Here is a 26518-nt window from a genome sequence, read left to right as displayed (position 1 = left end):
TTGGCATCGAGGGGCGCGCGGATGGGACAGCCAGTTTCCGATATCGTGATCGTCGGCGGCGGCACCGCCGGCTGGCTGGCGGCGTGCCTGATCGCTGCGCGCGCCGACCCCAAAGCGCGGCAGCCGATCACCGTCACGTTGATCGAATCGCCCGACGTCGCGACGATTGGCGTCGGTGAGGGCACCTGGCCGACGATGCGCCGCACGCTGCAGCGGATCGGCATTTCGGAAACCGAATTCCTGCTCGCCTGCGATGCCTCGTTCAAGCAGGGCTCGCGCTTCGTCGGCTGGCGCGACGGCGGCGCGGACGACGCCTATCTGCACCCGTTCGGTCCACCGATCGACGGCGATCCGCGCGACGTTGTCTCGGCATGGCGCGATCTGGCCGGTCTGGATCGTTTCGCCGATACCGTCACCGCGCAGGCGCAGGCGTGCGCCCGCGATCTCGCGCCGCGCGCCCGCGCCATGCCCGATTATACCGGCGCGTTGAACTACGCCTATCATCTCGATGCGGGCAAACTCGCAGCCTTGCTGATGCGTCATGCGACCGAGCGGCTGGGCGTGCGGCACGTGCGCGATCATGTCGTGACGGTTGAAGCGCGCGCCGATGGCGATATCGCTGCGGTGGCGACGCGCGACCATGGCGCGATCGACGGCGATCTGTTTCTCGATTGCACCGGGCATGCCGCGTTGCTGATCGGGCAGCATTACGGCGTCGGGCTGATCGATCGCGGCGGCGAGTTGTTCAACGATGCGGCGCTGGCCGTGCAGGTGCCGGTGGCGCGCGACAGCGCGATCGCGTCCCAGACCAATGCCACTGCGCATGCCGCCGGCTGGATCTGGGATATCGGCCTACCCACGCGGCGCGGCGTCGGCTGTGTCTATTCCTCGGCACATATGAGCGATGCGGAGGCGCGGATGACGCTCGATGCCTATCTCCGCCGCTCCGCGCCCGATACGGCAATCGACCAGCTGTCGATCCGCCAATTGCGTTTCCGCTCCGCCCATCGCGAGACGTTCTGGCACCGAAACTGCCTCGCGATCGGCCAGGCGGCCGGCTTCCTCGAGCCGCTCGAAGCCTCGGCCATCGTGATGATCGAACTGTCGCTGGAGGCGTTGCTGGACGGTTTTCCGGCGACCCGCGCGGTGCTGCCGATCCATGCCGCGCGGTTCAATACGCTGTTCCGCTATCGCTGGGACCGGATCGTCGAGTTCCTCAAGCTGCACTACGTGCTCAGCGTGCGTGACGATCCCTATTGGCGCGATCATCGTAACGCCGCCTCGATTCCGCCGCGCCTCGCCGACCTGCTGGCGTTGTGGCAACACCAACCGCCGTCACGCGCCGATCTGTTCGCGGCGGAAGAGGTGTTCCCGGCGGCCAGTTACCTTTATGTCCTGTACGGCATGGGTTTCCCCGCTCCCCCCGATGGCGTGATATCGAGCGACACACGGGCGCAGGCCACCGCCGCACTGCGCCAGGTTTCGCAGCGCGGCCGCGCGCTCGCGGCCAGCCTGCCGACCAACCGTGCCTATCTCGATGCGCTCCGCGCACACCACGCCAAACTGGAAACCGCCGCCTGATGTCCGATCACCAGATCCTCACCGCCGAAACCCACGCTGCCGTTCGGGTGCGTACCGATTGCGCTGCGGAGCTCGGCGATGCGGTGATGTGTTGCCTCACCGTGCCGGCCGAATTTCGCCAGGTGCAGGAACATTATCCGATCCTGTTTCGCCAGGATGCCGAACGCACCGGCTTCACCGCGCTGGCCATGTTCGGCTTCGTCGACGGCGAGAATCTGTTCCTGGGTGAGCACGGCTGGGATGCGCGCTATCGCCCGCTCGCCCTTGCGATCCAGCCGTTCCTGATCGGTCGCACGGCGGCGGGCGGGGACCGTCAGCAGGTGCATATCGACATGGCCAGCCCGCGGATCGGCGGCGGCGAAGGTGTCCAATTGTTCGATGAGGTCGGCCGCCCGACGCCGTATCTCGAGGCGATCGCCGAGCGGCTCGGGGAACTCGACGAAGGCTATCGCGCTGCGCCCGACTTCTTCGCCGCGCTGGAGCGGTACGATTTGCTCGAGCCGCTGACGCTGGAGATCACGCTCGACGACGGATCGATCAACCGACTGGTCGGGTTCCACGTCATCGACGAGCAACAGCTGCGCAGCCTGGACGCGGGCGCGATCGCCGATCTGCACCAGGCGGGCCATCTGATGCCGATCTTCATGGCGGTCGCCTCGCTCGGCCATCTCGGCGATCTGGTCGCGCGCAAGAACCGTCTGGTGCATGGCTGAGCCAGCGGACATCCTGGCCGGCCTGGCGCAGGTGCCCGAGATCGCGGTGGCCGACGCCGCCGATCTCGACGCCCGGCTGCTGAACGCGACGACGCCGTTCGTCGTGCGCGGGCTGGTCGCCGACTGGCCGATGGTGCAGGCGGGCCGCCGTTCCGCCGGGGACGCGCGTGACTATATAGCCGCGCATGCGCGCGACGTGCCGTTTACCGTCTCGGTCGGCGCGCCGGGCACCGACGGGCGCTTGTTCTATGACGATGCCATGCAGATGAATTTCCGCATGGCGCGTGCCAAGCTGCCGGACATTTTCTCCAAGATCGCGCGTATGGAGGGGCAGCCGGACGCGCCGCCGGTCTATCTCGCATCGATCGACCTGCATGCGTTTTTTGCCGGCCTGCACGAGGCCAACCAGGTCGATCTGGGCACGCGCACGCCACTCGCCAGCATCTGGATCGGCACCAAAACGCGGATCGCGGCGCATAACGACGTGCCGGACAATCTCGCCTGCGTCGCTGTCGGGCGCCGCCGGTTCACGCTGTTCCCGCGCGAGCAATTCCGCAATCTGTACCTGGGACCGCTCGATCACACGCCCGCCGGTCGCCCGATCAGTATGGTCGATTTCCACGCCCCCGATCTCGCACGGCATCCGCGCTTCGCCGATGCGGTGGCGCACGGGCAGGTCGCCGAGCTGGAGGCCGGTGATGCGCTGTATATCCCGGCCTTGTGGTGGCATCACGTCGAGGGGCTCGCCGACTTCAACGTGCTGGTCAATTATTGGTGGCGCGATAGTCCGCGCTGGCTCGGCCAGCCGCAGGACGCGCTCAATCATGCCCTGCTCGCCATCCGCGATCTGCCCGCCGACCAGAAGGCGCATTGGCGCGATCTGTTCGATCATTACGTATTCAGCAACAACGATGACGTGGTAGCGCATATTCCGGAGCCTGCGCGCAGCGTGCTCGCGCCGCTGACGCCGGAGAGCGCCGGCCGGCTGCGCGCATTCCTGCTCCGGCAGTTGAGCAAATGACAGTGGAGAAGAGCATGCGCCGCATCGTCGTAGCCGGAGGCGGCACCGCCGGCTGGATGGCGGCCGCCGCGATCGCGCGCACGATGGGGCGGGCGGCCGAGGTGACATTAGTTGAGTCCGACGCGATCGGCACGATCGGCGTGGGAGAATCGACGATCCCGCCGTTGGTCAACTACAACCGCCTGCTCGGCATCAACGAAGCCGATTTCATGCGCGCGACGCAGGCGACGTTCAAACTCGGCATCCTGTTCGACGGCTGGAAGGACGGCCATGACCGCTATTTCCATTCGTTCGGCCTGACCGGCAAGGATCATTGGGCGGCAGGTTTCCAGCACTTCTGGTTGCACGGGCTGGAGCGCGGCCATCAGCAGCCGTACGACGATTACTGCCTCGAGCTGACCGCCGCACTGCAATCCAAGTTCGCGCATCTGCCCGACAACGCGATGAACTATGCCTACCAGCTTGATTCCACGCTCTACGCCAAGTTCCTGCGCAACATGGCGGAAGCCGACGGGACGACGCGGATCGAGGGCAGGATCGCGCGCGTCGAGCTGGACGGCGAGCGTGGCGACATCGCCGCTCTGGTGCTCGATTCGGGCGCGCGGATCGAGGGCGACCTGTTCCTCGATTGCACCGGCTTCCGCGCGCTGCTGATCGAGGGTGCGCTGCATGCGGGCTATGACGATTGGACGCATTATCTGCCGTGCGATTCCGCAATCGCTGTGCAGACCGAGAATGTCCGACCGGCGGTGCCCTATACCCGCGCGATGGCGCATGATGCCGGCTGGCAATGGCGCATCCCGCTACAGCACCGCACCGGCAACGGCATCGTCTATTGCAGCCGCTATCTTTCGCACGACGAAGCGCAGGCGCGCCTGCTCGGCAATATCGAGGGCGAGGCGCTGACCGAACCCAACCGCCTGCGTTTCGTGACCGGCGCCCGGCGCAAGCAATGGCACCGCAACTGCATCGCGATCGGCCTCTCCGGCGGGTTCATGGAGCCGCTCGAATCGACCAGCATCCATCTGATCCAGCGTGCCGTGCTGCGCTTGTTGCGGATGTTGCCGTCGGGCGCGATCAGCGAACGCGATGTGGCCGAATTCAACGACCAACAGCATACCGACATGCTGCAGATCCGCGATTTCCTGATCCTTCATTATAAAGCGACCGAGCGCGGCGACAGCGCCTTCTGGCGCCAGTGCCGCGACATGGAGATCCCCGACACGCTCGCGCAGAAGATTGAGCTGTTCCGCGATACCGGCCGGGTGTTCCGCAAGAACGAGGAACTGTTCGCGGAGAATAGCTGGGTGCAGGTGATGCTGGGGCAGGGGATCATCCCCGGATCGCACCACCCGATCGCCGCCAAGCTCGGCGACGAGGAACTGGATCGTCTGCTCGGCACGCTGCGCGGGCGCGTCCGCGATACCGTTGCCGGCCTGCCCGCACATGGTGCCTATGTCGCGCATTATTGCGGTGCCGACGCGCCGCGCGCCGCCTGAGCTTCGACCATGGCAAGACGGCGTCAATCCGTAACCATCAAGCACGTCGCCGCCGATGCCGGCGTGTCGCTGCAGACCGTCAGCCGCGTGATCAACAAGGAGCCGAACGTGCGGCCCGAGATGATGCTGCGCGTGCAGGAATCGATCACGCGGCTCGGTTATGTGCCGTCGATCGCCGCGCAACGTATGGGCGGATCGCGTTCCTACATCATCCTCTCGCTCAACGACCGCGATCGCACGATCGCCGACTGGCGCGAGCGGCAGGGCGCGGACTGGGTGGGGCAGATGCTGCTGGGCGGCATGCTGACCTGTGCCGAGCACGGCTATCGGCTGATCATCGAACTGGTCGACACGCATAGCGACCATATCGAGCGCGAACTGCTCGGCGCGATCGCCGCGCTGCAACCCGATGGCGTGATCCTCACCCCGCCGCATTCGGCCAACCCGCTGATTACCGAGCTGCTAGCCGAGCACCGGATCAGCTTTGCACGGATCGGCTCGCTCAAGCCCGGTCCCGGCTTTGCGCTGACAATGGACGACGAGCGCGCCGCGCGCCTCGCCACCGAACATCTGCTGGATCTGGGCCATGAGCGGATCGGGTTTATCGCCGGCCCGGCGGATTATGAACTGAGTGGGTGGCGCGTCGATGGCTGGCGCCAGGCGATGGCGACGGCCGGATATGCCACCGCCGGGCTGCTCGCGCAGGGTGATTTCGGCTATGAATCAGGGCGCGATGCAGCGGTGGCGCTGCTCGACGCGGTGGCTCCGCCGAGCGCGATCATCGCCAGCAATGACCGCATGGCGCTGGCCGCACTGGACGTCGCGCGTACCCGTGGGCTCGATGTGCCGGCTGATCTCTCGCTGATCAGTTTCGACGATACGCCGATGGTGCATTTCACCCATCCGCCGCTGGCCGCGATCGCCCAGCCGATCGCCGAAGTCACCGCGCGTGCAGTGGAACTGATCATCGCCGATCAGATGGGTCGCGAAACGCCGGACGGACCGACCATCGTCCCGGCCTCCTTGGTGCTGCGTCAGTCCACCGCCCCACCGCGGCGGAGCTGAGCGCAAACCAGGGCAGTGGAGCGGGTAGCGGGAATCGAACCCGCGTATTCAGCTTGGAAGGCTGCTGCTCTACCATTGAGCTATACCCGCATCATGCAGCGTCACGACGATCGGTGCGCCGAAGCGCAGGCGTGGCCGTGCCGCAAGCGACCTGCCATGGCAGCGCCGTGAGCGTCAATAGGCTGCGGCGCGGATGCGGTTGGGGCGCGCTATTTTCGTCCGGTAAGGTCCCGGCTTGAGGCAAGGCCCGTGCTGGCGCCGAAGCAGGACAGCAGAGCTCACTCGCGGGACTGCGCGCCCAACGCTGGCGACCAAGCGCCATTGCGAGCCGCAACGTGGTGAGGAATAGATGGGATTGGCCGTGAACCGGTCAACGCAGACGCAATAGATGCAGGCACCGCGTGGGGGAGAGCGCCGTGGCGTCGCGCTCCATCCCCCACACTGCATCGCGCCGGTGCCGGTCTGACCGGCTGGCTCCACTCCTCGAACTCTTATTTTGTTTGTTCGGCGTGACGACAGCGTTCTTGCTCTACCGTAAGTGCAGGCCAAAAAAAAGGGGGTCGGCTCCGAAAAGCCGACCCCTTGAAAGTTTTAGGAGAGGATGCCTGAAAGGCACCGTCTTTGTGCACTGCAGCACGACTTGCCGCAAGTGCGTAGCGCGCGATCGCAATTGCATAAACTGCAATCGAGAGGCGCTGGGGTTGCTCCTGGTGCTGCGCGGCAAGACGGGTGGCAGATGCTTTACGGCTTGCTTACCAGATCAGGGCTATGCTGCCCGCGATGTATCAGGATCGCACTCTCGCACGCGCAGCCCGGGCGGCTGACCCGCGCCCCGCTTCCGCCGTCAGCACCGGGACGGGGCTGGCCGGCCTTGCGGGTCTGCTGATCTGGGTCGGCATCGCGCGCTGGTTCGGGATGGACGGGACCTATGCGGCACTGGCCAGCCTCGCGGCCTGCGGCGTGCCGATGCTGGCATGGGCAGTGCTGGTCGATCGCGTGCACCGCCGCCCGACGACGGGGATGGACTGGGCGAATGCCAAGCCGTGGCGCGATACGCTCGATATCAGCCTGACCAAGCTTGCCGGCCTGTGTGTCACCTGGGGCGCGATCGCGCTGATCTACGCAACGGGGCGCTTCTATTGGGAAGGCAATTTCCAGTTCGCCATGTGGTGCCTGCAGACCGTCGCGCCGCTGCTGTTTGCCGTCTCGATCCCCTATATCATCCTGCTCGATCGCCACGCGACCGCGCCAAGGGACGATTGCTGGTCGTTCGGCGCGTGGCTGATGGGGCTGGCCGGCGATGCGGACAGCGCGGCGATCCACAATCATCTGCGCAGCTGGGGCGTGAAGGCGTTCTTCCTGCCGTTCATGCTGGCGATCGTCCCACCCGGGTTCGGCGAGTTCATCCGCACCGATACCGGCCGGCTGCTGTCCGATCCGGTCGCGCTATCGACTTGGCTGATCACCTTCATGTTCATGATCGACGTCGCCTTCGCCACGGTCGGCTATATCCTCGCACTGAAGCCGCTCGATTCGCATATCCGCAGCGCCTCGCCTTTTGCCGCGGGCTGGACGGCGGCGCTGATCTGCTATCCACCGTTCATCCTGATGAATCCGGGCGGGCCGCTCGATTATCATCCCGGCACGGCCGAATGGTCGTTCTGGTTTGCCGGCCATCCACTGATCCTGAGCGTGTTCGGCGCGGTGCTGGTCGGGCTGACCGCGATCTATGCCTGGGCGACGGTCACGTTCGGCTTTCGCTTCTCCAACCTCACCAACCGCGGGATCCTGACCAACGGCCCCTATGCCTGGTCGCGGCATCCGGCCTATCTGTCGAAAAACCTGTTCTGGCTGATTTCGGTGCTCCCATTCCTGAGCACCGGCAGCCTGACCGACGCGGCGCGCGCGACGATCCTGATGGGGGTCGTGGCCGGCGTCTATTACTGGCGCGCACGCACCGAGGAACGGCATCTCGGGCTCGATCCGGCCTATGTCGAGTATAGTGCGTGGATGGAGCGCAACGCGCCGGTGCCGCGCTTCTTCCGCTGGTTGCGGAGCTGACGCGGCGGCTGAGCGCAAGACGTGCCGGCCGCCGAGATGCGGCGCGGTGCGCGGGTTGAGGTTGCCCCCCACGCCCGCGCTGCTTAGAGCCACGGCACATGGACCCCCGGCTCGCCCATATCCGCACCTGGATCTTCGATCTCGACAATACGCTGTATCCGGCGAGCGCGCGTCTGTTCGACGGGGTCGATGCCAAAATGGGCGCGTACATCTCCGAGCGCCTGGGCGTCGATCTGGCCGAGGCGCGGCGCATCCAGAAGGGCTATTTCCACGCGCATGGCACGACGCTCGCCGGGCTGATGGCCGATCACGACGTCGATCCGCATGAGTTCCTCGCCTTCGTCCACGATATCGAGATGGACGCGCTGGAGGAGAATGCCCCGCTCGCCGCGGCGATCGCCAAGCTGCCGGGGCGCAAGATCGTCTTTACCAACGCCGATACGCCCTATGCCACCACTGTGCTCGGCCGCCTGGGGCTGAGCGACAGTTTCGAGGCGATCCACGATATCCACGCGATGAACCTCGCGCCCAAGCCGCAGGCCTCGGCCTATGCCGGGCTGTGCGCCGCATTCGATCTCGATCCGCAGGCCTCGCTGTTCGCCGAGGACATGGCGCGCAATCTGAAGCCGGCCAAGGCGATCGGCATGACCACCCTGTGGGTCGATAACGGCTCCGAACAGACACCCGACGAGACTCACGAGCACGTCGATTTCATCACCCATGACATCCGCCACTGGCTGGAAGACATATTGGAGGCCGCATGAGCGACAATCTGCAGAAGACGATCGATACCGCATGGGAGGATCGCGCCGATCTCGGCTTCGCCACGGTCGGCGCGGTGCGCAGCGCGGTGGACGAGGCACTGGAGCTGCTCGATTCCGGGCAGGCGCGCGTCGCCGAGCCGGATGGGCAGGGCGGCTGGACGGTCAATCAGTGGCTCAAAAAGGCGGTCCTGCTGTCGTTCCGGCTGAACGACAACGAAGTGATCCAGGGGCCGGGCGGATCGACCTGGTTCGACAAGGTGCCGAGCAAGTTCGAGGGCTGGGATGAGGCGCGCTATCGCGCCGCGGGCTTCCGCAGCGTGCCGGGCAGCATCGTGCGGCGCGGCGCCTATATCGCCAAGGGCGCGGTGCTGATGCCGAGCTTCGTCAATATCGGCGGCTATGTCGGCGAGAATTCGATGATCGACGCCTGGGCGACGGTCGGCAGCTGCGCGCAGATCGGCCGGAACGTGCATATTTCGGGCGGCGCCGGGATCGGCGGGGTGCTCGAGCCGCTGCAGGCGGATCCGGTGATCATCGGCGACGGTGCGTTCATCGGCGCGCGCAGCGAAGTGGCCGAGGGCGTGCGCGTCGGCGAGGGCGCGGTGCTGTCGATGGGCGTGTATCTCGGGGCCAGCACCAAGATCATCGATCGCGCGACCGGCGAGACGTTCCGTGGCGAGGTGCCGCCTTTTGCGGTGGTCGTGCCGGGCTCGATCGGCGGCGGGGACGGCAAGCCGGCGCTGTACTGCGCGGTGATCGTCAAGCGCGTCGATGCGCAGACGCGCTCCAAGACCAGCATCAACGAATTGCTGCGGGATTGATCTTTCTCCCCTCCCGCTTGCGGGAGGGGCTGGGGGAGGGGCTGCATGCAGGGGTCAAGGACCCGCTGGCATGCCCTCCCCTGACCCCTCCCGGAAGCGGGAGGGGGACCGGTCTCGACATTGTCACAGGCCATGCTTAGGCCCAACCCAAACAAGGGAATTCTCATGACCACTGCCGCCAGCCAGGTACTCGACCGCGTCCTCGTCCTCGAAATGGTGCGCGTCACCGAAGCGGCGGCGGTCGCTGCGTCCAAACTGGTCGGCCGCGGCGACGAAAAGGCCGCCGATGCCGCCGCCGTCGAGGCGATGCGCGAGGCGCTCAACTCGCTGTACATGGACGGCACCGTGGTGATCGGCGAAGGCGAGCGCGACGAGGCGCCGATGCTGTTCATCGGCGAAAAGGTCGGCTCGGCGATCGGCAAGGGGCCGAAGATCGACATCGCGCTCGATCCGCTCGAAGGCACGACGATCTGTGCGACCGCCGGCCCGAACAGCCTGGCGGTGCTGGCGATCGCCGAACAGGGCGGGCTGCTCAACGCACCCGACGTGTATATGGACAAAATCGCCGTCGGCCCGGGCTATCCCGAAGGGATCATCGATCTCGATCGCACGCCGACCGAGAATATCCGCGCCGTCGCCGCGGCCAAGGGCGTGGAGCCCAGCGAGATCATCGCCTGCGTGCTCGATCGCCCGCGGCACGAGGCGCTGATCGCCGAACTGCGCGCACTCGGCGTCGGCATCATGCTGATCGGTGACGGCGACGTCGCCGGGGTGATCGCGACGACCAATCCCGATACGACGATCGACATCTATATGGGCTCGGGCGGTGCGCCGGAGGGCGTGCTGGCGGCCGCAGCGCTGCGTTGCGTCGGTGGGCAATTCAAGGGCCGGTTGCTGTTCCGCAACGACGACGAGCGCGGCCGCGCGGCCAAGTGGGGCGTGACCGATCTCGACAAGCAATACGACCTGACCGAGCTGGCCAAGGGCGACTGCATCTTCGCCGCGACCGGCGTGACCGACGGATCGCTGCTCGAAGGCGTGAAGCGCAAGGGCGGCACGATGACGACGGAGAGCGTGGTGATGCGTGCGTCGAGCGGCACGGTGCGCTGGGTGAAGGGCGAACATCGGATTTAAAACACTCCTCCCCGGCACGGGGAGGTGGCAGGCGCAGCCTGACGGAGGGGGTGGGCCGGCAACGCAGCAGTTGGCGCTCGCGGTGGCCGCCCTCCACCACTCGGCTGAAAACGCCCTCCCCGTGCCGGGGAGGAGTTATTCCTTCATCCGATACCCGGTCTTGAAGATCCAGGCGATCACGCCGAGGCACGCCAGCAGGAAGGCGAAGGTGAAGGCAAGGCTCGCGCCGACCCCGACATCGCCCTGGCCGAAGAAGCTCCAGCGGAAGCCGCTGACCAGATAGACGACCGGATTGAACAGGCTGACCGTGCGCCACACCGGCGGCAGCATGTCGATCGAGTAGAACGCGCCGCCAAGGAAGGTGAGCGGCGTGATCAGCAGCGCCGGCACGAAGTTCAGCTGTTCGAAGCCCTTGGCCCAGACGCCGATGATGAAGCCGAACAGGCTGAACGCGATGCTGGTCAGCACGAGGAAAGCGAGCATCATAAGCGGGTGCTTGATCGGCAGATCGACGAACAGCATTGCGGTGGCGAGAATGATCAGGCCGAGGATCACCGATTTGGTCGCCGCGGCGCCGACATAGCCGAGCACCATCTCCATCGCCGATACGGGGGCCGAGAGCAGTTCGTAGATCGTGCCGGTGAATTTGGGGAAGTAGATGCCGATCGAGGCGTTGGAAATGCTCTGCGTGAGCAGCGAGAGCATGATCAGCCCGGGCACGATGAAGCTGCCATAGCCGACCCCGTCGACCGATTGCATGCGGCTGCCGATCGCCCCGCCGAACACGACGAAATAGAGCGAGGTGGTGATCACCGGCGTCGCCACGCTCTGCCACAGCGTGCGCAGCGCGCGCGCCATTTCGAAGCGATAGATGGCCCATACGCCGTGCGCATTGAAACCGGTCATGCCGCGTCCTTCCGGCCGACCAGGTCGACGAAAATGTCTTCGAGCGAGCTGCGATGCGTCTCGAGATCGGTGAAGTCGATGTCGAGTTCGCGCAGCTTGGCGAGCAGCGCGGGGATGCCGTCGCGATCGCCATCGGCGACGAAGCTGTGCCGCAGGCTATGGCCTTCATCGGCCAGTTCGACGTCCCAATTGGCGAGTGCCGCCGGGACCGCGCGCAACGGTTCGCGCAGCGATACCAGCACCTCACGCTTGCCGAGCCGCTTCATCAGTTCGGTCTTGCGCTCCACCAATACCAGCTTGCCCTTGTCGATCACGCCGACGCGGTCGGCCATCTCCTCGGCCTCTTCGATATAGTGCGTGGTCAGGATGATCGTCACGCCGCGTGTCCGCAGGCGGTGGATCAGCTTCCACATATCGCGCCGGAGCGACACGTCGACGCCGGCGGTGGGTTCGTCGAGGAACAGGATATCGGGTTCGTGGGCAAGCGCCTTGGCGATCAGCACCCGGCGCTTCATGCCGCCGGACAGTTCCATGATCTTGGCATGGCGCTTGTCCCACAGCGACAGGTCGCGCAGCACCTGCTCGATATAGGCGTCGTGCCCCGAGCGTCCGAACAGGCGACGGCTGAACTTGACGGTGGCGAGTACCGTTTCGAACATGTCGACCGACAATTCCTGCGGCACCAGCCCGACCAGGCGGCGCGCGGCGCGGAAGTCTTTGATCGCGTCATGGCCCATCACATCGATCGTGCCGCCGGAGGGCGTGACGATGCCGCAGATGATGCTGATCAGCGTGGTCTTGCCGGCGCCGTTGGGGCCGAGCAGGGCGAATATCTCGCCCTTTTCGATCTCGAGGTCGATCGGTGACAGTGCGGTGGTGCCGGAATCGTACGTCTTCGAGACGCCGGCGACGGTGAGAATGGCTGGCAAGCTGGAGATCCCCCTGGGTGGAGGGGAGATGGGGGCGGGGGCGGTGCGGTGCAACCGTGCGGTACGCTATTCCGTCATCCTGTCGAACGTCAGGATCCATCGTGCCTCATGCTCGATCGTCCGAGAGGAGGAATGGATCCTGACGTTCGTCAGGATGACGGCAGTGTGTGGGGGCGGGGGCGCGACACATGCGCGTCTCAGCTCTGCGCGCGCGCTTCCTTCACGGCTTTCTCCAGCTCCTCCAGCGGCAGCGCGGCGGACACCACCTTGGTGCCGATCACCCAGCTCGGCGTGCCCGTCAGCCCCAGCGTTTGCGCGACGCGGCGGTTGGCGGCGATCTCCGCTTCGGCCTTGGGCGTCATTGCCGCGGCCTTGGCCAGGTCCAGCCCGGCCGTCTTCGCCGCCTGCTGCATCGTCTGTTCGGATACCGGCCCCGCGGCATAGAGCGCGTCGTGAAACGGCTTGAACTTGCCCTGTGCGGCGGCGGCCAGGCTGAGCCGCGCCGCCGTCACGCTCTGTTCGCTCAGGATCGGGAATTCCTTGAACACCACGCGCACATTGGGATCGCGCCGCACCAGCTCGGCGATCACCGGCAGGCTGGAGCGGCAATAGCCGCAATTATAGTCGAAATATTCGACCAGCGTGACGTCGCCCTTGGGGTTGCCGATCCAGGCATCGCCGAACGGCTCGAGGATCTGCGCACGATTGGCGGCGATCGACTTGCCGGTCTCGCGCTGCTGCAGCAGCCGCATCGCTTCGGGAATGATCTCCGGGTGCGCCAGCACGTAATCGCGCACCGTCGCCTCGATCCGGGCCTTGTCGGCGCCCTGCAGCGCGTTCGGCGCGGCGCGCTGCGCGGCCCACAGGATGATGCCGCCGAGCAAGGTCGCGACGAGCATCAGCCCGACGAGCTTCAGCGAGGATCGGGTTTCGGCATATATCATCGTTTGCGATACTTTTTGGGGTTGTCGTCCATGTCGTTCTGCGCGGTCATGGCGATGTCCTGCGCCCTGATCCAGTCCGCCGTGTTGGGCGTGAGGCCGGCCATCGCGCCGCGCGCGCTGTACGCCGCGGTGCGTGAATCACCATTCTGGCTGGCGCGCTCGGCAGTGGCGAGCAGCGCGCGGGGTTCGTCGCCGATCCGTTCGTAGACCGTGCCGAGCTGATACCAGGCGAACGGGTTCTGATCGTCGCGCTGCACCGCCTGGCGCAGCACGCGCACCGCTTCGGGATAATTCTTGGCATCGTCGGTGGCGATCAGCGCATGGCCGAAGGTGGTGGCGATCAGCGGCGCATTGTTCGACCGCTCGGTCGCCTCGCGCAGCGGCGCGATCGCCTCGGCCGGTTTGCCCGCCTCGAGCAGGATCTGGCCCTGTATCTCGAGAAAATACGGATCGTGCGGATCGGCCTTGATCAGCGCGGCGGCCTCGGCATCGGCTTTGTCGGGATAGCCCGATTTGTGCCACGCATAGGCGCGGGCATAATGCGCGTAGACGCTCTGATTGTCCTCCGGATAGACGTTGAGCGTGGTCTTGGCATCGGCGACGAAGCCGTTCAGCTTGGCCTTCACGCGCTTGAAGCGCTCCTCCAGCGCGACGTCCGGCTTGGCGTTCCACGACTTGCCGGCCATCAGGTCGTTGCGCAGATTTTCGATCCGCTGGCCGCTCAGCGGGTGGCTCTGCGCGAACGGATCGATGTTCTTGAGGCCGTAGGCATATTCCTGGCTCTGCAGCTTCTTGAAGAAGGACAGCATGCCGCGCCCGCTGACGCCGGAATCGTTGAGATATTTGGCGCCGGCGGCATCCGCAGTGGATTCCTGCACGCGGCTGAAGGCGAGGAACTTGCCCATGCCGGCAGCCTGGCCGAGCCCCATGATCGCCATCCCGGCATCGCCGGCCCCGGCCACCGCGGCGGCCAGACCGACGACCATGCTGAGCAGCGTGATGCCCAGTGCCGGCTTGCTGCCGACATCCTGCAGCACGACATGGCCATCGGCGATATGGCCGAGTTCGTGCGCGATCACGCCCTGCACTTCATTGGCATTGTCGGCCGCCGCAAGCAGCCCGGAATGGACATAGACGGTCTGCCCGCCGGCGACGAAGGCGTTGATCGAATCGTCGTTGATCAGCACGACGCGGACGTTCGCCGGCGACAGGCCGGCGGCGACGATCAGCGGCCGCGACATGGTGGCGAACATTGCCTCCGTCTCGGCATCGCGCAGGATCGACTGTGCGGCGGCAGGCTGCGCCAGAAGCAGGAGGGAGGCGGCGATCCCGGTAACGAGACGTTTCATGCCGGACATATCGAGTAGTTTTCCGGTGCTGGCAATTGACGGGAGCGCTTTGCCTTAGCCGGCGCGGCTGAACGGGTGGTGAAGCGGCACTTGTCCCACGGCAGAACGGAGCATGCACGAAAAAGGCCCCCTCCCGCGGCGGGAGGGGGCCTTGTTCAGCCGTTCAGGCGGTTATGCGCCGAACGTGCGCTGCCACCAGCCGCGACGCGGGCTGCCGGCTTCGCCCGGATCGGCATCGACCTCACGTTCGGCCGGCATGTCCGCTTGCTCGACTTCCACCGCCGGCGCGACCGGGGCGGCGGCCGCCGCCTTGGGCGTGCGGGGCTTGGCCGCCGGCTTCGGCGCGCGGATGGCAACCGGTGCCTCGGCTTCGGCTTCCACTTCCGCTTTCTTGCGTGGCGCGCGACGCTTCTTGGGCATGGGCTCTTCCGAAACCGGCACGTCCATCAGCGCCGGGCTGTCGACCACCGCCGTCTCTACGGCTGGCGTCTCGGCCTCCACATCCGCCTTCTTGCGACGGCTACGCTTGGGCTTGGCAGGCGCTTCGGCCTCCGGCTCGGCCACGGGTGCGGCCTCGACGACCGGTTCGGCGTCGACGACCGGGGCGGCGACCACGGGCGCGGCATCGGCACCGCGCGCACGCGGACGACGACGACCCTTTTTGGGCGCTTCCTCGGCGTCGGCAACCGGCTCGGGCGCCTCGACCGCGACCGGCGCGTCGCCCATCGCCTCGACATCGCCGGTTTCGGTCGTCTCGCCGTTACCCTCGGCGCGATCGCCTTCGTTGCGGCGGCCGCCACGACGCCCGCGACGCCCGCGACGACGACGGCCTTCGCCCTCTTCGCTCACCGGCTGCTCGCCGACGAACTCGGCATCACCCTCGACCGCGGACTCTTCGCCGTCGAGTTCGCCCTCGACCGGCTCGTCGGCCGACGCCTCGTCGCCCTCGCGCGCTTCCTCGCCCTCGGGGCGATTGCGCCCGCGGCGACCGCGACGGCGGCGACGCTTGCGCCCGCCCTCATCATCGGCGGCGCGTTCGGTGCGCTCGCGCGGTTCGCGCGGCGCCCGCGGCTCGGCGGCCTCTTCGGTCTCCTCGTCGTCCTCGACCTCGTCGAACTCTTCCTCGACTTCCTCGAGATAGTCCTCGTCATTCTCGACGATCGGCGCGGCGAAGCGCGGTGCGTAGGCAGGGGGCGGGCCGGCCACTTCGACCGACATGCGCGCGCCTTCCTGCTCGCCATCCGGCGTCACTTCGATCGTCACGCCGTAGCGCTCCTCGATCTCGGCGAGATCCCCGCGCTTGCGGTTGAGCAGGAAGAAGGCAGCCTCGGCGCTGGCATGCAGCGTGAGGATCGACCCGCGGCCCTGCGCCGCTTCGTCCTCGATCAGCCGCAGCGCGGAGACGCCCGACGACGAGGCGGTGCGGACCAGACCGGTGCCCTCGCAATGCGGGCACTGGCGCGTGGAGGCTTCGAGCACGCCGGTGCGCAGGCGCTGGCGGCTCATTTCCATCAGCCCGAAGCTGGAGATGCGACCGACCTGGATGCGCGCGCGATCGTTCTTGAGCGCGTCCTTCATCGCCTTCTCGACCTTGCGGACGTTCGAGCTGTTATCCATGTCGATGAAATCGATCACGACCAGGCCGGCCATGTCGCGCAGGCGCAACTGGCGCGCGATTTCCTGCGCGGCTTCGAGGTTGGTCGCGGTCGCCGTCTGCTCGATGCTGTGCTCGCGGGTCGAGCGGCCGGAGTTGATGTCGATCGACACCAAGGCTTCGGTCGGGTTGATCACCAGGTAACCGCCGGATTTCAGCTGTACCACGGGGTGATACATGGCGGAGAGCTGCTCCTCGACGCGCGCGCGCTGATACAGCGGCACGGCATCGGAATAATGCTTCACCTTGCGCGCATGGCTCGGCATCAGCAGCTTCATGAATTCGCGGGCCTGCTGATAGCCCTCGACGCCCTCGACGATCACTTCGTCGATATCCTTGTTGTAGATATCGCGGATCGCGCGCTTGAGCAGGTCGCTGTCGCCGTAGACCAGCGCCGGCGCCGAAGACTCGAGCGTCTTCTCGCGGATCCCGTCCCACAGGCGGGCGAGATAATCGAAGTCGCGCTTGATCTCCTGCCGCGTGCGCTGCAGCCCGGCGGTGCGCACGATGCAGCCCATCGACGGGGGCAGCTTCATGTCGGCCATGATCGACTTCAGGCGCTTGCGATCGCCGGCATTGCTGATCTTGCGGCTGATCCCGCCGCCATGCGACGTGTTGGGCATCAGCACGCAATAGCGGCCGGCGAGCGACAGATAGCTGGTCAGCGCGGCGCCCTTGTTGCCGCGTTCTTCCTTGACGACCTGGACGAGCAGCACCTGGCGGCGGCGGATCACGTCCTGGATCTTGTAGCGATGGCGCAGATTGGTGCGGCGCTCGCGCAGATCCTCGGCCGCTTCGTCATTGGCACCGCGCTTGCGGCGACGGCCGCGCGGTTCGGCGGCGCCTTCGGGCTCTACGCCGCCATCGTCCTCGAACCGCTCGACGCTGTCTTCGTCGATCTCGTCGTCATGCTCGCCGCCCGAGACGTACCCGTCCTCGTCGTCGTGCAGGTCGTCTTCATCGTCGTCGTGCTGCGCGCGCAGCGCCATTTCCTCGGCGGCATGCTCCGCTTCTTCGCGCAGCAGCGCGTCGCGGTCTTCCTTGGGGATCTGGTAATAATCGGGGTGGATTTCGCTGAACGCGAGGAAGCCGTGGCGATTGCCGCCATAATCGACGAACGCCGCCTGCAGCGACGGTTCGACCCGGGTAACCTTGGCGAGATAGATATTACCCTTGAGCTGCTTGTGCTCAGAGGATTCGAAATCAAATTCCTCGATTCGATTTCCGTTGACGACGGCAACCCGGGTCTCTTCCCGGTGGCGTGCGTCGATCAGCATACGCATTGTCATGTATTATTCTCCGGACGCGCGGTCCGGTGCCTGGGGCTCCCCGCGCGCGATTGTGATGCGGCGGCGCAGGGGGCGGTGTGCCGCCCGATTGCGTGCCGTCGATGGACAACATTGCCTCTGTACGCGGTGCACGCCCCGGCATCTGGCCCTGGGCGCCTGCCACGTCCGCACGCCCGCCGGCAAAAGCCGGTCGGCGCGGAGGGCAGGGGGAATGCATCATGCGTACGTCAACCTGGATCGGCCACGCACCTGAAGCGGCGCGGGCCATGTGGACCTGCGGGCAGAATGCCTTGGCCGGTGCTGTTTCATTGCTAGCACCGGACTTGGCGCGCAGCAACTGGCACGTTCCTGCCGGCCAGACGGCAACCAATTGCCGAACGGACTGTTAACCTAGCTACTTCACCGTACGGGAAGGCGGCGGCCCGTATCCAACAGTCTTGTTGTTGGATTAACTCGTATGGGACCCCCCGCCCATGGTTTTTAGCTGGACCGCGCCTGTATCGGCGCGGCAATACCGCCGCGTGTCATTGCTCTTCGCTTTGTTGGCCTGCTGGTTCTCCGGCGTTCCTGCGCTTGCGGCGACGATCGAACGCGTCGAGGTCAAACAGGATCGCATCGTCGTCCATTTCGACGAACAGGTCATCGGCGCCTCCGCGTTCGTGCTCGCCGGCCCCAACCGTCTTGCGCTCGACCTGGCCGGCGCGACGCCCGGCGGCCGCAGCAATGCCGGCGGCGTGGCGAATGCCGTGCGGCAAGGCACACATGGCAGCGATGGCGCGCGGCTGGTGTTCGATCTGTCGCGCCCGGTGGTGATCACCGAGGGCAACTTCGCCACCGACGGACGCGAATTGACGCTGGAACTCCGCAGCGTCGACGATGCCCGGTTCGCACGTGCCGTATCGGGCGGGCGGATGCGCTTCCTGCCGCCGTTCGGCGCGACCGCCATCCCGCGTCGCAAATACGAAGTGACGATCGCGGTGCCCAAGCCCAGCCGCAAGCTGAAGCTGCCGGTCGTTTATGGCGACGACGATAGCCGCCCGCTGGTGGTGATCGACGCCGGGCATGGCGGGATCGATCCCGGTGCGATCGCGCCGACCGACCAGTTGCGCGAGAAGGACGTGACGCTGCGTATCGCCAAGGCGATCCGCGACGAGCTGCTGCGCTCGGGCCGCGTGCGCGTTGCGCTGACCCGCGAGGACGACCGCTTTCTCGTGCTGCAGGAGCGCTACGGCATCGCGCGCAAGCTGAAGGCCAATCTGTTCATCTCGATCCATTGCGACAGCGTCGGCTCGGGCATGGCCTCGGGCGCGTCGGTCTACACCCTGTCCGAAGTCGCCTCTGACAAGGAATCGGCGCGGCTGGCGGCGCGCGAGAACAAGGCAGACATTATCGGCGGGATCGATCTCGGCGGCACCACCACTGACATCTCCTCGATCCTGATCGATCTCACGCAGCGTGAGACGATGAATTCCTCGGCCAGCTTCGCGCGGCTGCTGGGCCGCGAGGCGCAGCCGCTGATCCCGATGAAGGCCAACTTCCATCGCATGGCCTCGCTGATGGTGCTCAAGGCGCCGGACATGCCCTCGATCCTGTTCGAGACGGGCTATCTCTCGAACCCGGTCGATGCCGCCTTCATCGACTCGTCCGATGGCCGCAAGCGCATTGCGCAGAGCGTGCGCCGCGCCGTGGAAGTGCATTTCGCGCGGCGGCTGGCGGCGGCGGAGTGACCCTGCCCCCGCGGGGGGCGCGGCCGACATAATTCGCGACACTTTCGGCCGCGCGCCGGCACAGGATTGCGACAGACCGGCTTCATAACGTTCCCCGAGGCCGACACGATCGGCCGGGAACAAGGAGTTACGGTTATGAACAAGATCACGCTCGCGCTCGCCGGCCTGGGCTTCGCCGCGGCCGCCATCCCCGCCACCGCCAATGCCGCGCCGTGGCAGAATATCAACCAGCGCCAGGCCAACCTGTACCAGCGCATCGACCAGGGCGTCCGCTCGGGCACGCTCGACCGCCGCGAGGCCGCGCAGGTCAAGACGCAGTTCCGCGGGCTGCTCAATCTCGAATCGCGCTATCGCCGCGGCGGGCTGACCAACTGGGAACGCAGCGATCTCAACCGGCGCTACGACATGCTGAGCCAGCGCGTGCGCTTCGAGAAGCACGACCGGCGCGGCCATCGCCGCTGATCGCACTTAGGCCGGAAACAAGGACGGCCTCGCCAGCAATGGCGAGGCCGTTTTCCTGTCCATCCCCGCGCGAGCGCCGGGGAAGGGCCAGGGAGATATCAGCGCAGCGGCTTGCCCGAATCCTTCCAGCGGTCGAGGATCTGCGAGTCATCCGAGCGCGTTGCCGTCGGCGCGGGCGTTGGCGCAGGTCTGACGGTGCCCGTGACCGGCAGTCCGCTCTGTGCATAGGCCGGCTGAATGACGGCGGGCGGTGTGGCCACGATCGGCGGCACCTGCGCGGCCAGCGCGACCGTCGCCAACGGCACGAGCGGTGCCTCGAGGCGCGGATGCGGGCCGGGCAGCGGCTCGTGGCCGCCATAGGCCTGCCGGAACGCGCCGGCCGTGCCCCAATAGCCCTTCCAGCGATGGAAGAAGTGCGCGCCGACCGCCGCCGTCATGACCAGGCTGCGGTTCCACGCCGGCGTTACCGCATAGGTATGGTAATGCGTCGCCATGCCGACCGGGGCATAGACCGATCCGGCGAGCGCGCGCGCCGCGACGCCCAAAGCGCGGTTCCAATAGGCCCTGGCGGGCACGCGTGCCATCGATCCGTCGCAGGCATAGCTGAACTGGCAGCCGGTGGTGCGCTCCGATCCCTGATAGACCACGCCGCACACCGTGTTCGGGAAGGCGGGATGGCGCACGCGGTTGAGGATCACCTGTGCCACCGCCTGCTGCCCCGCATCGGGTTCGCTCGCCGCCTCGTAATAGATCGCCGCGGTCAGGCATTGCAGCGCGCGTCCGCGATCGATCGCGCTGGCGGCGCGCAGCGAGAAGGGCGGCGCGGCCTGGATCGAGCTGTCGCCGATCAGCGTCGCGGCCTGCGCTTCCGCCGGCAGCGGCAGATCGGGCAAGGCGGCGGTGCCGGTCGCGCCGGTGGTCGGTGCGGCGCTTTCCTCGGCGACGTAGAAATAGGCCGCACCGGGAAAATGATCTTCGGTTTCGTAGCCGGCCGGGCGCGGCGGCGGCGCGATCGGCGCCTCTGCGGTCGCCGCGATCGCGCGCAGCGCCGCCTGCGCCGACACGCCGACGCCGACCAGCGCGAGCAGACACAGCGCGCCGAGCTTGGTCAGCAGCCGCAGTCTCAGCCAGTCGGTGATCAGGTCCAGGCTCACGCCGTCTCGGGCTCCATGCGCGCGGCGTGCGGTGCCGGCGCGCCGCGCATAGCCGGATTCGCGGCGGTAATCTGCCGGCGATTTCATCGCGTCCCGCCGCGAAACAGTTGCTGGTTAACGTAAAGTTTGGCCGTCTGCGCCCGCGGCCAGAGCGGCACGCGCCTCAGTCCTTCTTGCGCCCGGCGAACATCACCGCCGCGGCCAAGGCCGCCGATCCGATGCCGACGCCCAGCCCGATCGCGGCGATCGGCCAAGTCGTCTTCTCTTGGTTTGCCGCGGCGCGCTCCTTGGCGGCTTTGGCATGCGCCGCCGCAGCGACGATCTCGTTGGGTTCTTGGTCGGCCACGATCACTCTCCGGATTTTGGCTCTTTTCGATATGCCGCTCGAAAGCCGTTGGCAAACACTGTCAGGCGCTGCTCGGCGATCGCCGCGCGCAGATCGGCCATCAGCGCCTGGTAGAAATAGAGGTTGTGCTCGGTCATCAGCATCGCGCCCAGGATCTCGTCCGAGCGTACCAGGTGATGCAGATAGGCGCGCGTCCAGGTGCCGCAGACCGGGCAGGCGCAGGCGGGATCGAGCGGGCCCTGATCCTCGCCGAAGCGCGCGTTGCGCAGATTGATCGGGCCGCCGCGGGTGAACGCCTGGCCGGTGCGGCCGGAACGGGTCGGCAGCACGCAATCGAACATGTCGATGCCGCGCTCGACCGCGCCGACGATATCGTCGGGCTTGCCCACGCCCATCAGGTAACGCGGCTTGTCCGCCGGCAACTGGCTGGGCGCGAAATCGAGGCAGCCGAACATCGCCTCCTGCCCCTCGCCGACCGCCAGCCCGCCGACGGCATAGCCGTCGAATCCGATCGCGGTCAGCTCGCCGGCGCTTTCCGCGCGCAGCCGCTCGTCCAGCGCGCCCTGCTGGATGCCGAAGATCGCGGCGCGCGCGGCATGGTCACCGCCGCCGTCGAACGCGTCGCGGCTGCGCTTCGCCCAGCGCATCGACCGCGCCATCGCCGCGGCCTGCACCTCGCGCGTCGACGTCGTCGGGACGAGTTCGTCGAACGCCATGACGATGTCGGAGCCGAGCAAGCGCTGGATCTCGATCGAGCGTTCCGGGCTGATCGTGTGCTTCGAGCCGTCGATATGGCTGCGGAAGGTCACGCCATTCTCGTTGCGCTTGTTGAGATCGCTCAGACTCATCACCTGATAGCCGCCCGAATCGGTCAGGATCGGCCGGTCCCAGCCCATGAAGGCGTGCAAGCCGCCGAGGCGCGCAACGCGCTCGGCGGTCGGGCGCAGCATCAGGTGATAGGTGTTGCCGAGGATGATGTCGGCACCGCTGGCGCGCACGTCGCCGGGCTTCATCGCCTTGACGGTCGCGGCGGTGCCGACTGGCATGAAGGCGGGGGTGCGGATCTCGCCGCGCTGCATGCGGATCGCGCCGGTGCGCGCCTTGCCGTCGGTCGCGGCGATGGTGAAGTCGAAACGGGGAGTCATGCGAGCGTCCATGCCGTCTTGGGTCTTGGCTGTCGAGGTTGCTGCGCGTGACGAGGTTCCCTCGCCCCCCATCCGTCATCCTGAACTCGTTTCAGGATCCATCGCGCCAAACGGACGACCCTATTGGTTCAGCCCGGGCCCGAAGCCGCACTGTGGCCGTAACTCTTGGCGGGAGAGCATGCCGCCTGATGGATCCTGAATCGAGTTCAGGATGACGGCGCTGTGGTTAGCGGCGCTTGCCCGGCGGGCGGGGTGGGATGGCGCTGCGGATCGTCAGCAGTTCCGCGCGGCTGAGCGAGCCATTCTTGTCGGCATCGTAGCGGTCGAACAAGCGATCGAATTCCGCGGTCAGTTCGGCCAGCGTGATGCGGTCGTCATTATCGGTGTCGATGCCATATTGGCTGGGCAGCGCATTGGCGTCGCCGAGCCACCGCAGCGCCCAGTCGCCATAGCCGATATAGCCGATGTCGGGCTTGCCCTGCGCGACGGCAGCAAAGCTGCGCGCCAGGCAGGCGTGCAGTTCGGCGCGCGTCACCACCGCATCGGTATCCGCATCGCATGCGGCGATTGCCATCGCCGCTGGCTCGACGACGATCGAGGCGAACGGCTGCGGCTTGGCAGCAGGGACCGGGGGTGAAGGCTGCTGCGCGAGGCCAAGCAGCAGAGCGGCAAGCAGCATCACGACTCCTTCGCTGGCAACAACAGGCTGGCATCGCCATAGCTATAGAAACGATAGTCGCTGTCGATGGCATGCGCATAGGCCGCCTGCATTCGCTCGCGCCCCATCAGCGCGCTGACCAGCATGAACAGGGTCGAGCGCGGCAGATGGAAGTTGGTCATCAGCCCGTCGATCCCGCGGAAGCGATAGCCCGGCGTGATGAAGATCGCGGTGTCGCCTTCGAACGGGCGGACCACATCGTCCTCGCCGGCCGCGCTCTCGATCAGACGGAGGCTGGTCGTGCCGACCGCGATCACCCGGCCACCGGCAGCGCGAGTGGCGTTGAGACGGTCGGCGGTGGACGCATCGATCCGGCCCCATTCGGCATGCATCTGATGCGCGTCGGTATCGTCCACCTTGACCGGCAGGAACGTGCCTGCGCCGACATGCAGCGTCAGCGTGGCATGGCCGATCCCGGCGGCATCGAGCGCCGCCATCAGATCGGGCGTGAAGTGCAGCGCGGCGGTGGGGGCGGCGACGGCGCCCTTCTCGGCGGCGAACATCGTCTGGTAATCGTCAAGGTCACTGGCGTCGGCCGGGCGCTTGGCGGCGATGTACGGTGGCAAGGGCATGCGGCCGGCGCGCTCCAGCAGCAATTCGACCGGCTCGTCGCCGGTGAAGGTCAAAGCGATGCTGCCATCGGCCAGCTTGTCGGACGCGATCGCCGATACACCATGGCCGAAATCGACCGTTTCGCCGTCGCGCAAGCGCTTGGCGTTGCGCACGAAGGCGCGCCAGCGGCGTGGGCCCTCGCGCTTGTGCAAGGTCGCGCCGATCTTGGCGTCTCCGCGTCTGCCTTCGAGCTGCGCGGGGATGACGCGCGTATCGTTGAACACCAGCAGATCGCCGCGCCTGAGCTGGCCGGGCAGATCGCCTACCTGCAGGTCGCGCGTCTCGGTGCCGTCCAGCACGAGCAGCCGCGCGGCATCGCGTGGTACCGCCGGGCGCAGCGCGATCCGCTCCGGCGGCAAGGAGAAATCGAAGAGATCAACGTTCATCGTGACAATTCCCGCCCGCAAGCGGGGCGCGTGGTTACTTCTTGGGCGCCAGCTTCTTCGTCGCCGGCTTGGGCGCAGGCTTGGTGCCCGGCACGGGCAGCGGGTCGGGCAGGGCGACCGGCGCAGGCGGCATATAGGCCGGCGGGTTATCCGCCGCGATATAGGCGTGGAGGATTTTGGACGGGTTCGTCGGCGGTTCGCCGCGCTCGATCGTGTCGACATATTGCATGCCATCGAGCACGCGGCCGAACACGGTGTACTTCTTGTCGAGGCTGAGCCGCGGCTGGAAGACGATGAAGAACTGGCTGTTCGCGCTGTCCTTGTCGTCGGCGCGCGCGGCAGAGACGGCGCCGCGGACGTGCGGCAGATAATTGAATTCGGCGGGCACGTTGGGCAGCGGCGAGCCGCCGGTACCGTCGCCCTTGGGATCGCCGCCCTGCGCCATGAAGCCGTCGATCACGCGATGGAACGGCAGGCCATCATAGAAATGCTGGCGTGTGAGCAGCTTGACGCGCTCGACCATCTTGGGCGCGGCATCGCCGCGCAGCCAGATGACCACGCGGCCGCCGGTCGACAGATCGAGATACAGCAGATTTTCGGGATCGGTGGCGGACGCCGGCGCGATGCGCGGCGCGAACACCACGGGCGATTCGACGTTCTTCAACGGCTGCGCCTTTTCCGGCGGCGCCTTCTGCGCCAGCACCGGGGCGGCAAACAGCGCGCACGCAAACGCAATCATGGTGGCAATCGAACGCATCTTATCCCCGCGAAATTTCCGGCAGCAAGTGCGGCGTCTAGAGCATATCCGCGCTTGCGCCAATCTGAACGTCGGCCGCCCGCTCAGCTGCCCTTGCGGCCGATCCTGGCGACACGTGCGATCACCTCGTCGGAGACGCGGGCAGGCACGAACTTGGTGATGTCGCCGCCATAGAGCGCGATCTCCTTGACCAGCCGGCTGGCGATCGGCTGCAGCGCGACATCGGCCATCAGGAACACGGTTTCGACGCGCGGATTGATCTGCTGGTTCATCCCCGCCATCTGATATTCATATTCGAAATCGGCGACCGCGCGCAGGCCGCGCACGATCACCTTGGCGCCCTGGCGCTCGGCGAAATCCATCAGCAGCGAATCGAAACTGACCACCTCGATATCGCCGCCGATCGCCTCGACCTCGCGGCGGACCATCGCCATGCGCTCCTCGATGTCGAACATCGGCGACTTGGCGGCATTGGTGGTGACGCCGACGACCAGCCGATCGACCAGCTTGGCGCCGCGCCGGATGATGTCGGTATGGCCGAGCGTGATCGGGTCGAACGTGCCGGGATAGACGCCGATACGGGTGGTCATGTCTCTATCTCCGGACGGCTTCAATGATCCCGCGCCATTACGAAGCGGGCGATATCGCGCAGTAGATCCGCTTCCGCGCCATAAGCGTGGAGATGCGCGATCGCCTGATCGACCAGCAGGCGCAATTGTTCGCGCGCGCGGTCCAGGCCGAGCAGCGACAGGAACGTCTCCTTGCCCGCCGCTTCGTCCTTGCGCAGCGCCTTGCCGGCAAGCGCCTGATCGCCCTCGACGTCGAGAATGTCGTCGGCGATCTGGAACGCCAGGCCGAGATCGCGGGCATAGCCGCGCAGGCCCGTCCGCCCCTCGATCGGCAGGCGCCCGAGGATCGCGCCGGCCTCGACCGCGGCGGCAATCAGGGCGCCGGTCTTCATCGCCTGCAGCCGCGTGACGGTGGGCAGGTCGAAGCTCGATTTCTCGGCTTCCAGATCCATCATCTGCCCGCCGGCCATGCCGTTGGGGCCGGAGGCGCGCGCCAGATCGGCGATCAGCTCGACGCGCACGAACGGATCGGCATGCGTGTCCGGGTCGGCGAGCACGTCGAACGCCAGCGCGTGCAGGCAATCGCCCGCCAGGATCGCGGTCGCCTCGCCGAACGCGATATGCGCTGCAGGCTTGCCGTGGCGCATGTCGTCATCGTCCATCGCCGGCAGATCGTCGTGGATCAGCGAATAGACATGGATGCATTCGATCGCGAGGCCGGCGCGCCCGGCACAGTCGCGATCGACCGCGAACAATTGCGCAGTCGCCTGCACCAGCAAAGGCCGCAGCCGCTTGCCGCCGCCGATCGCGGCGTGGCGCATCGCGCGGTACAGATCGGCGCGCGGATCCGCGGGCACGTCGAGCAGCGCATCGAAACGCGCATCGATATCGCGCGCGACCTCGGCCATCGCG

General features: G+C 66.7%; 24 protein-coding genes and 1 tRNA gene. 11 read left to right on the top strand and 14 right to left on the bottom strand.

Annotated elements, in window-relative coordinates:
• Positions 1-21 precede the first annotated feature (21 nt).
• The 5 genes from NV401_RS11505 to NV401_RS11485 are packed head-to-tail and all read left to right on the top strand — an operon-like array spanning position 22 to position 5879.
• A complete protein-coding gene (locus NV401_RS11505; protein ID WP_261294568.1) occupies positions 22-1581 on the top strand; it encodes a tryptophan halogenase family protein in 1560 nt (519 codons plus the stop codon).
• Entirely contained in the window at positions 1581-2294 is a 714-nt protein-coding gene (locus NV401_RS11500; protein WP_261294567.1) for a SapC family protein, read from the top strand. Before NV401_RS11505 ends, NV401_RS11500 begins: the two co-directional genes overlap by 1 nt.
• Positions 2287-3315, top strand: a complete 1029-nt coding sequence (locus NV401_RS11495) for a cupin-like domain-containing protein (RefSeq protein WP_261294566.1) — start codon at positions 2287-2289, stop codon at positions 3313-3315. Before NV401_RS11500 ends, NV401_RS11495 begins: the two co-directional genes overlap by 8 nt.
• Positions 3316-3329: 14 nt before the next feature.
• On the top strand, positions 3330-4814 hold the full coding sequence (locus tag NV401_RS11490) for a tryptophan halogenase family protein (RefSeq protein WP_261294565.1): 1485 nt from the start codon (positions 3330-3332) through the stop codon (positions 4812-4814).
• Between the two features lie 9 nt (positions 4815-4823).
• A complete protein-coding gene (locus NV401_RS11485) occupies positions 4824-5879 on the top strand; it encodes a LacI family DNA-binding transcriptional regulator (protein ID WP_261294564.1) in 1056 nt (351 codons plus the stop codon).
• A gap of 16 nt (positions 5880-5895) precedes the next feature.
• On the opposite strand, the gene NV401_RS11480 is transcribed toward NV401_RS11485, so the two are convergent.
• Positions 5896-5969: transfer RNA gene (locus NV401_RS11480), tRNA-Gly, on the bottom strand.
• A 678-nt stretch (positions 5970-6647) separates the two neighbouring features.
• On the opposite strand from NV401_RS11480, the gene NV401_RS11475 reads away from it, so the two are divergent.
• The 4 genes from NV401_RS11475 (at position 6648) to glpX (ending at position 10659) form a co-directional block, all read left to right on the top strand.
• On the top strand, positions 6648-7940 hold the full coding sequence (locus NV401_RS11475) for a methyltransferase family protein (RefSeq protein ID WP_261294563.1): 1293 nt from the start codon (positions 6648-6650) through the stop codon (positions 7938-7940).
• A 98-nt stretch (positions 7941-8038) separates the two neighbouring features.
• Positions 8039-8704 (top strand): pyrimidine 5'-nucleotidase, encoded by a 666-nt coding sequence (locus NV401_RS11470; protein ID WP_261294562.1) that lies wholly within the window; start codon positions 8039-8041, stop codon positions 8702-8704.
• Positions 8701-9525, top strand: a complete 825-nt coding sequence (dapD, locus tag NV401_RS11465) for a 2,3,4,5-tetrahydropyridine-2,6-dicarboxylate N-succinyltransferase (RefSeq protein WP_261294561.1) — start codon at positions 8701-8703, stop codon at positions 9523-9525. The genes NV401_RS11470 and dapD overlap by 4 nt, the downstream gene beginning before the upstream one ends.
• A gap of 165 nt (positions 9526-9690) precedes the next feature.
• Positions 9691-10659, top strand: coding sequence for a class II fructose-bisphosphatase (gene glpX / locus NV401_RS11460; RefSeq protein ID WP_261294560.1), 969 nt, complete (start codon positions 9691-9693; stop codon positions 10657-10659).
• 135 nt (positions 10660-10794) lie between these two features.
• Here glpX and NV401_RS11455 read toward each other — a convergent pair whose 3' ends face one another.
• The 5 genes from NV401_RS11455 to NV401_RS11435 form a co-directional block, all read right to left on the bottom strand.
• Entirely contained in the window at positions 10795-11565 is a 771-nt protein-coding gene (locus tag NV401_RS11455; protein WP_261294559.1) for an ABC transporter permease, read from the bottom strand.
• A complete protein-coding gene (locus NV401_RS11450; RefSeq protein WP_261294558.1) occupies positions 11562-12494 on the bottom strand; it encodes an ABC transporter ATP-binding protein in 933 nt (310 codons plus the stop codon). Before NV401_RS11450 ends, NV401_RS11455 begins: the two co-directional genes overlap by 4 nt.
• 197 nt (positions 12495-12691) lie before the next feature.
• Positions 12692-13438 (bottom strand): DsbA family protein, encoded by a 747-nt coding sequence (locus tag NV401_RS11445; RefSeq protein ID WP_261294557.1) that lies wholly within the window; start codon positions 13436-13438, stop codon positions 12692-12694.
• Positions 13435-14787 (bottom strand): M48 family metalloprotease, encoded by a 1353-nt coding sequence (locus NV401_RS11440; protein ID WP_261294556.1) that lies wholly within the window; start codon positions 14785-14787, stop codon positions 13435-13437. Before NV401_RS11440 ends, NV401_RS11445 begins: the two co-directional genes overlap by 4 nt.
• Positions 14788-14958: 171 nt before the next feature.
• Positions 14959-17730, bottom strand: coding sequence for an Rne/Rng family ribonuclease (locus NV401_RS11435; RefSeq protein WP_261294555.1), 2772 nt, complete (start codon positions 17728-17730; stop codon positions 14959-14961).
• 473 nt (positions 17731-18203) lie between these two features.
• Between NV401_RS11435 and NV401_RS11430 the strand changes: the two genes are divergently transcribed.
• Positions 18204-19457, top strand: coding sequence for an N-acetylmuramoyl-L-alanine amidase (locus NV401_RS11430; RefSeq protein ID WP_380817358.1), 1254 nt, complete (start codon positions 18204-18206; stop codon positions 19455-19457).
• Positions 19458-19592: 135 nt separating this feature from the next.
• Positions 19593-19919, top strand: coding sequence for a hypothetical protein (locus NV401_RS11425; protein ID WP_261294553.1), 327 nt, complete (start codon positions 19593-19595; stop codon positions 19917-19919).
• A gap of 98 nt (positions 19920-20017) precedes the next feature.
• On the opposite strand, the gene NV401_RS11420 is transcribed toward NV401_RS11425, so the two are convergent.
• The 8 genes from NV401_RS11420 to NV401_RS11385 form a co-directional block, all read right to left on the bottom strand.
• A complete protein-coding gene (locus NV401_RS11420) occupies positions 20018-21160 on the bottom strand; it encodes a cell wall hydrolase (RefSeq protein WP_261294552.1) in 1143 nt (380 codons plus the stop codon).
• Between the two features lie 76 nt (positions 21161-21236).
• Positions 21237-21419, bottom strand: a complete 183-nt coding sequence (locus tag NV401_RS11415; protein ID WP_261294551.1) for a hypothetical protein — start codon at positions 21417-21419, stop codon at positions 21237-21239.
• 2 nt (positions 21420-21421) lie between these two features.
• Entirely contained in the window at positions 21422-22564 is a 1143-nt protein-coding gene (gene tgt / locus NV401_RS11410; RefSeq protein ID WP_261294550.1) for a tRNA guanosine(34) transglycosylase Tgt, read from the bottom strand.
• Positions 22565-22790: 226 nt separating this feature from the next.
• Positions 22791-23243 (bottom strand): EF-hand domain-containing protein, encoded by a 453-nt coding sequence (locus tag NV401_RS11405; protein WP_261294549.1) that lies wholly within the window; start codon positions 23241-23243, stop codon positions 22791-22793.
• Entirely contained in the window at positions 23243-24280 is a 1038-nt protein-coding gene (gene queA, locus NV401_RS11400) for a tRNA preQ1(34) S-adenosylmethionine ribosyltransferase-isomerase QueA (RefSeq protein WP_261294548.1), read from the bottom strand. The genes NV401_RS11405 and queA overlap by 1 nt, the downstream gene beginning before the upstream one ends.
• A gap of 34 nt (positions 24281-24314) precedes the next feature.
• Positions 24315-25037 carry a peptidylprolyl isomerase gene (locus NV401_RS11395; RefSeq protein ID WP_380817362.1) on the bottom strand — a complete coding sequence of 241 codons (723 nt, stop codon included), beginning with the start codon at positions 25035-25037 and terminating at the stop codon, positions 24315-24317.
• Positions 25038-25120: 83 nt separating this feature from the next.
• The gene (gene coaD / locus NV401_RS11390) at positions 25121-25627 is read right to left on the bottom strand and encodes a pantetheine-phosphate adenylyltransferase (protein ID WP_261294546.1); all 507 of its coding nucleotides are present in this window, start codon (positions 25625-25627) and stop codon (positions 25121-25123) included.
• Positions 25628-25647: 20 nt separating this feature from the next.
• On the bottom strand, positions 25648-26514 hold the full coding sequence (locus NV401_RS11385) for a polyprenyl synthetase family protein (RefSeq protein WP_261294650.1): 867 nt from the start codon (positions 26512-26514) through the stop codon (positions 25648-25650).
• Positions 26515-26518: the final 4 nt, after the last annotated feature.

The sequence above is a fragment of the Sphingomonas hylomeconis genome (assembly GCF_025370105.1).
In the GTDB taxonomy this organism is placed as follows: Bacteria; Pseudomonadota; Alphaproteobacteria; order Sphingomonadales; family Sphingomonadaceae; genus Sphingomonas; species Sphingomonas hylomeconis.
Note: the sequence above shows the minus strand (reverse complement) of the source record. Positions and strands in the feature narration are given on the sequence as shown.

What these genes read in the sequence shown, in the direction of transcription:
- NV401_RS11505 (WP_261294568.1), top strand. Translation starts at nt 22, where the DNA reads ATGGGACAGCCAGTTTCCGATATCGTGATCGTCGGCGGCGGCACCGCC.
- NV401_RS11500 (WP_261294567.1), top strand. Translation starts at nt 1,581, where the DNA reads ATGTCCGATCACCAGATCCTCACCGCCGAAACCCACGCTGCCGTTCGG.
- NV401_RS11495 (WP_261294566.1), top strand. Translation starts at nt 2,287, where the DNA reads ATGGCTGAGCCAGCGGACATCCTGGCCGGCCTGGCGCAGGTGCCCGAG.
- NV401_RS11490 (WP_261294565.1), top strand. Translation starts at nt 3,330, where the DNA reads ATGCGCCGCATCGTCGTAGCCGGAGGCGGCACCGCCGGCTGGATGGCG.
- NV401_RS11485 (WP_261294564.1), top strand. Translation starts at nt 4,824, where the DNA reads ATGGCAAGACGGCGTCAATCCGTAACCATCAAGCACGTCGCCGCCGAT.
- NV401_RS11475 (WP_261294563.1), top strand. Translation starts at nt 6,648, where the DNA reads ATGCTGCCCGCGATGTATCAGGATCGCACTCTCGCACGCGCAGCCCGG.
- NV401_RS11470 (WP_261294562.1), top strand. Translation starts at nt 8,039, where the DNA reads ATGGACCCCCGGCTCGCCCATATCCGCACCTGGATCTTCGATCTCGAC.
- dapD (WP_261294561.1), top strand. Translation starts at nt 8,701, where the DNA reads ATGAGCGACAATCTGCAGAAGACGATCGATACCGCATGGGAGGATCGC.
- glpX (WP_261294560.1), top strand. Translation starts at nt 9,691, where the DNA reads ATGACCACTGCCGCCAGCCAGGTACTCGACCGCGTCCTCGTCCTCGAA.
- NV401_RS11455 (WP_261294559.1), bottom strand. Translation starts at nt 11,565, where the DNA reads ATGACCGGTTTCAATGCGCACGGCGTATGGGCCATCTATCGCTTCGAA.
- NV401_RS11445 (WP_261294557.1), bottom strand. Translation starts at nt 13,438, where the DNA reads ATGATATATGCCGAAACCCGATCCTCGCTGAAGCTCGTCGGGCTGATG.
- NV401_RS11440 (WP_261294556.1), bottom strand. Translation starts at nt 14,787, where the DNA reads ATGAAACGTCTCGTTACCGGGATCGCCGCCTCCCTCCTGCTTCTGGCG.
- NV401_RS11435 (WP_261294555.1), bottom strand. Translation starts at nt 17,730, where the DNA reads ATGACAATGCGTATGCTGATCGACGCACGCCACCGGGAAGAGACCCGG.
- NV401_RS11430 (WP_380817358.1), top strand. Translation starts at nt 18,204, where the DNA reads ATGGTTTTTAGCTGGACCGCGCCTGTATCGGCGCGGCAATACCGCCGC.
- NV401_RS11425 (WP_261294553.1), top strand. Translation starts at nt 19,593, where the DNA reads ATGAACAAGATCACGCTCGCGCTCGCCGGCCTGGGCTTCGCCGCGGCC.
- NV401_RS11420 (WP_261294552.1), bottom strand. Translation starts at nt 21,160, where the DNA reads ATGAAATCGCCGGCAGATTACCGCCGCGAATCCGGCTATGCGCGGCGC.
- tgt (WP_261294550.1), bottom strand. Translation starts at nt 22,564, where the DNA reads ATGACTCCCCGTTTCGACTTCACCATCGCCGCGACCGACGGCAAGGCG.
- NV401_RS11405 (WP_261294549.1), bottom strand. Translation starts at nt 23,243, where the DNA reads ATGCTGCTTGCCGCTCTGCTGCTTGGCCTCGCGCAGCAGCCTTCACCC.
- queA (WP_261294548.1), bottom strand. Translation starts at nt 24,280, where the DNA reads ATGAACGTTGATCTCTTCGATTTCTCCTTGCCGCCGGAGCGGATCGCG.
- NV401_RS11395 (WP_380817362.1), bottom strand. Translation starts at nt 25,037, where the DNA reads ATGCGTTCGATTGCCACCATGATTGCGTTTGCGTGCGCGCTGTTTGCC.
- coaD (WP_261294546.1), bottom strand. Translation starts at nt 25,627, where the DNA reads ATGACCACCCGTATCGGCGTCTATCCCGGCACGTTCGACCCGATCACG.
- NV401_RS11385 (WP_261294650.1), bottom strand. Translation starts at nt 26,514, where the DNA reads ATGGCCGAGGTCGCGCGCGATATCGATGCGCGTTTCGATGCGCTGCTC.